The organism is Nocardia neocaledoniensis (assembly GCF_029868625.1).
GTDB lineage: Bacteria > Actinomycetota > Actinomycetes > Mycobacteriales > Mycobacteriaceae > Nocardia > Nocardia neocaledoniensis_A.
Map to the genome: position 1 here is coordinate 1 of NZ_JARWOJ010000227.1, position 2,409 is coordinate 2,409.

A 2,409-nucleotide genomic window follows, 5' to 3' on the forward strand; every position below is an offset into this window, starting at 1 on the left:
TGAGTCGCTGACCATGGGCGCGCGTGTCATCGTCGCGGGGCGGCTCAAGCAACGCAGCTACCAGACCCGTGACGGGGACAAGCGCACGGTGTTCGAGCTCGAGGTCGACGAAGTCGGGCCGAGCTTGCGGTTCGCGCGCGCTCAGGTCAACCGCACCGGACGCAGAACGAACAGCGGCAGCGGCAACGGGTTCGGCGTCGACAACCCTACCCCCGTCACCGCTGCGGCCGAGCCCGCCACCGCTGCGCCGACCTCGGAGGCTTCTGACCCGTGGGCCACCTCCGCCCCGGCGGGCAGGGGCAGCGAAGCGTGGGCCGAGCCCGTGCTGGCCGGTGTCGGCATGGGTGATTTCGGACAACCACCGTTTTGACCTGACCCGGTTCTGCGATCCCGTTGCGGTGGCGAGCGTGGTGGGTCGGGGCACCGGGCTGGGGTGGGCCCAGCCGCTCGAGGGCTACCAGGCCATCGTGCGCCACGCCGTCGGGCCCGCGCCCGGCGGAAACGAACCCCCCGCGCCCGCCCCAGCCCCAGCCGGCGGTCCGGTTGTGCGCGCGGGGAATTCGCCCCCGCACGCAATTTGGCGCGTTCCCGCCGTCGTGTCACCCGCTGTCCTGGTGAACAGCCCTCGGCTGGGCCCACCCCAGCCCGGCACCCCTATTTCGCGAAAAGCGTGGCAGTCCCAGCGCGCCCGGGTGCCGACCCATTCTCGCCATCCCAGTCAGGAGAACAGCTGTGTCCGTTCACGCACCCACCGTCTCCCCCAAGACCACCCTCACCACACACAGTGTCGAGCCCGGGTTCGACCTGCACGAGCTCAATCTGTCTGCCTCCGATGTTGCCGGCGCCGAGCCGCCATCCGATGAGCCCGCCACCGAAGCATCGGCGGCGGTGCCGGATACGCGGTCGTTCCTGGACGCGATCTCGGCGATCGAGCTCGCTTTCACCATCGATCGCAAAGCCGCGATCGCGATGTTCCGGCCCGCGCTGGATTTGGCGACCGATGCCGACTGGGACGTCCTGGATTTCATGGTCGAGTGCTTCACCCTCTACCCGCGTGAGTCCGCGCTGCTACGTCTGCGCGCCCGCTGGTCCGCCGGTGACGAAACCGAACGCGAACGGTTGGTGCGGTTGGTTCCCGACACCGACCCCGGCCTGCACTCCCACGACAACCACGCCCTGGCCCAGCTCATCGAAACCCGCGCCAGAACCAACCGCACCAGCGTGGCCGAGGAATTCGCGAAATTTCAGGTCCAGCTCGCCGCCGCGGAGATGCCCCGCCAGTCCATCCGCACGTGGCGCAACCCGCTGCCGCGGCTGACCATGCCCGCCTCGCGCCGCATCGACGCCGCCCGCTTGGACCCCGAGCAGATCCGGGCCCGCGTCCTCGCGCGCGGCAAGCGTCGCCCCGCCGAGCCGGAACCGGTCGAGGTCACCGCGTATGTGCGGGAGAGCTTGTTCGTCGACACCGAGGTCGTCGAGCAAGCCCGCCTGCGTCGACGCTGGGCTGAGTTGATCGCGCGCGGAGTCACTCTCACCGCCGGTTCGCCCCGGGGGTGGACACCGCGTCGCCCCGGTGAACGGGCCCCGCTGCCCGCTGATTTGGCCGAGGCGATGTGGGATCACCAGTACTGCGTGCACGTCGCCTATCAACGCGACCACGACCGCGCCCTGGCCGCGGAATCGACCAAGTCCCCCGAGCACTCCCACGCCTGGGCCGCCGAACGGACCGGGCTACGCTCCCGCGCCGACCGCCGCGAAGGGTTTGTGTTCCAGGGCAACGGACTCGACGACTTCGCCACGGCGATGACCCCGGTCGCTGGGTGGCGGTGCGTGTCGTGCTTCGTCGAACGCCCCACCACCGATCAGCGACCCGTCCACGTCCGCGACGGGGTGAGGCGTAGCGACGACGGGCTCTGCGACTACTGCCGCGGCGACAACCGTACGGGCCTGCCTGCACTCCCCGACGGGTTCACCACCTCCAATCTCGCCATCGCCTACTGCACCTACTTTGTCGAGCACTACCGCGACGCCGCCTACAGGTTGATCACCGAGGTGTGCCGTCGGGCACCGGAATGGTTGATCAACGTGATCGACAAGTTCCTGGCCGCCCACCCCGACCTGCCCGGCGCCCCGCAACCGGTCGCAGACGATGCTGATCCTGAGTACATATCGGCACCCACCGCATCGAAGCGTCGCCGCGGACCGGTGGTGCCGCCCGGCCAGCGGCCCGGCCGGTGTGAGGGCTGCACCCGCTACACCCCTGTGCACGACGACGGGTTCTGCACACAGTGCCGGGTCCACCTCGGCCTGCACATCCCCACACCGCGCGAGCGTCGACTCGTCGCCGCCTGACCCATCCCCACAGCACATAGTCGGCTGGGGCACCGCCAGATCCGCGGTGCCCCAGCC

At 70.0% G+C, this 2,409-nt stretch carries 2 protein-coding genes; both read left to right on the plus strand.

The window, feature by feature from the left end; all coding sequences use genetic code 11:
- Positions 1–370 (plus strand): single-stranded DNA-binding protein (locus tag QH270_RS17145; protein ID WP_280343316.1); only part of this gene is annotated, 370 nt, incomplete at its 5' end.
- Between the two features lie 362 nt (positions 371–732).
- Positions 733–2,352: a hypothetical protein gene (locus QH270_RS17150; RefSeq protein ID WP_280343319.1), complete on the plus strand. Its 1,620-nt coding sequence runs from the start codon at positions 733–735 to the stop codon at positions 2,350–2,352.
- The last annotated feature ends 57 nt before the right edge of the window (positions 2,353–2,409 follow it).